Below are 2332 nucleotides of genomic sequence, written 5' to 3'. Positions count from 1 at the left end.
GTCGACCCAACCACAAGTAATGGACTAATGCACTTCTCAGTACATTCTGCGTTTTGCTTTACAGGCTCAAAAAGTTTTTCAAAATCGTCCGTCCCTGCGGCGTCATAATCGACTCCGGATGGAACTGCACGCCATACACCGGCAGAGTTTTATGCTGCAGCGCCATGATTTCATTCTTCGCTGTTTTCGCCGTAACCTCCAGGCATTCCGGCAAGCTTTCCGGCTCCACAATCAGCGAATGATAGCGCGCTGCCTCAAAGCCATCAGGCATATCCTTAAAAATGGGGCTTGCCGCCTCCAGATACACCTTATCTGCCTTACCATGCACAATCTCTGGCGCATGCACAACGTTACCGCCAAAAGCCTCACCAATCGCCTGATGCCCCAGGCAGACGCCCAAAATCGGGAACTCACCGGCAAGCTGGCGGATAACATCCAGACAAATACCCGCCTGCTTTGGATTACCCGGACCGGGCGAAATAATAATATGATCCGGCTGCATAGCTCTGATATCCTCAATCGTCAGCTTATCATTGCGCACAACCTTGATATCAGAATTGATTTCGCCAATCAGCTGATACAGATTAAAAGTAAAGCTGTCGTAGTTATCTATAATCAAAATCATTCCTTACTCCTCCTCTGCCGTCATGCACAGCGCTGCCATGCAGGCGCCTGCCTTATTCACGGTTTCCTGAAATTCATTGTCCAACACGGAATCCGCAACGATACCGCCGCCGGCCTGAATATAAACTCTGTCATTCTTCTTAACCATAGTGCGGATGGTAATACAGATATCCATGTTGCCGCCAAAATCAAGATACCCCATGCCACCGCCGTAAATACCGCGGCGCTCCGGCTCCAGCTCGTCGATAATCTCGCAGGCGCGAATTTTCGGCGCTCCGCTCAACGTGCCTGCCGGGAACACCGCCCGCAGCGCATCCAGTGCATCCTTATCAGCGCTCAGCTGGCCTGTAACCTTGCTCGTGATATGCATAACATGTGAAAAGCGTTTAATTGCCTTGTAATCGCTCACCTTGACGCTGCCAAAGTCACAGACACGGCCCACATCGTTGCGCCCCAAATCTACCAGCATATTATGCTCGGCGATTTCCTTAGCGTCTGCCAAAAGCTCCTGCTCCAACGCCAAGTCCTCCTCGCTCGTCCGTCCGCGGCGGCGTGTGCCCGCAATCGGCATGCTGATGACCTTTTTGCCTACCACCTTCACCAACGTTTCCGGTGAGCTGCCGGCAATTTCCATATCGTCATTATGCAAAAATACCATGTACTGCGAAGGGTTCGTCGTTCTCAAATAGCGGTAAGCACTGAAAAGGCTTTGGTCATAGGTTGCGCTGAATTTTTGCGCGTAAACAATCTGAAAGGCATCGCCGTTTTTAATATATTCCTTGCAGCGAAGCACACTTTTATTATACTGCTCACGGCTCTGGTTACTGGTGAACTCGCCCAGCTTAGCCTTTACAGGCTTCTTCGGCTGCACAGGCTGCAGCAGCATTTCCTCCATCGCCGCAATTTCACGCTCTGCTTTAGCGTAATTGATGGCAGCATTATCCGTTTTGACATTCACAATCAGGAAAATCTTCTGCTTGAGATGGTCAAAGGCAATCAGCTTATCAAACAGCATTAAATCAACATCGGCAAATTCCGCCTTGCTCTCTTTATTCACCCGCATATCAGGTTCGCAGTAGCGCATAAAATCAAAGCCAAAGGTGCCTACAAGACCGCCGGTAAAATTAGGCAGGCCTTCAATCAGCGGTGCCTTGTACTCTTCCAGAATATGACGGATACAGCCAAGAGGATCATTTTCCTGATACTTTACGGCAGCACCGCTGATGATTTCCGCATTACCATCGGTTATTTTCAAACGCAGCACAGGATCATAGCCTACAAAGGAATAGCGCGCCCAGTGCTCACCGCCCTCAATACTTTCCAAAAGGAAGTAGTTGCGGCTGCTGCGTCTTACATTGTCCAAAAATGCCAGCGGCGTCAGCATATCCGCCAGGCATTCCTTCGCTACCGGCACAGCCTTGTAGTCCTTTGCATACTGCATGACCTGCTCCAAAGATAAATTTAACATTTTGTCACCTCATCTGCTTATTTTCACCCGTGTCAACAAAAAAGCCTGTCCTCGTACTGCTCACTTTGAGCAATATCAAGGACAGGCTATAAATACTTATACCTGCGGTACCACCTTGCTTCGCCGTACATCGGCGCTCTCTCGCAGAATGCTGACACATTCCTCACCCTTAACGCCGGTGCAACGTTGCCGAATACTCTCGCCTAAACGATTTGACAGCACCCTCAACGGTCCATTTAT

Annotated in this window: 2 protein-coding genes; both read right to left on the bottom strand. The window is 49.7% G+C overall.

Annotation, left to right across the window (positions count from 1 at the left end):
• Positions 1–58: 58 nt before the first annotated feature.
• Positions 59–625 carry an anthranilate synthase component II gene (locus HMPREF9443_RS08730; RefSeq protein WP_009146234.1) on the bottom strand — a complete coding sequence of 189 codons (567 nt, stop codon included), beginning with the start codon at positions 623–625 and terminating at the stop codon, positions 59–61.
• 3 nt (positions 626–628) lie between these two features.
• On the bottom strand, positions 629–2092 hold the full coding sequence (gene trpE, locus HMPREF9443_RS08725) for an anthranilate synthase component I (RefSeq protein ID WP_009146233.1): 1464 nt from the start codon (positions 2090–2092) through the stop codon (positions 629–631).
• Between the last annotated feature and the right edge of the window lie 240 nt (positions 2093–2332).

The sequence above is a fragment of the Phascolarctobacterium succinatutens YIT 12067 genome (genome assembly GCF_000188175.1).
GTDB classification, from domain to species: domain Bacteria; phylum Bacillota; class Negativicutes; order Acidaminococcales; family Acidaminococcaceae; genus Phascolarctobacterium_A; species Phascolarctobacterium_A succinatutens.
The sequence above is the reverse complement of the archived record's forward strand: the minus strand, read 5'-3'. Positions and strand labels throughout refer to the sequence as shown.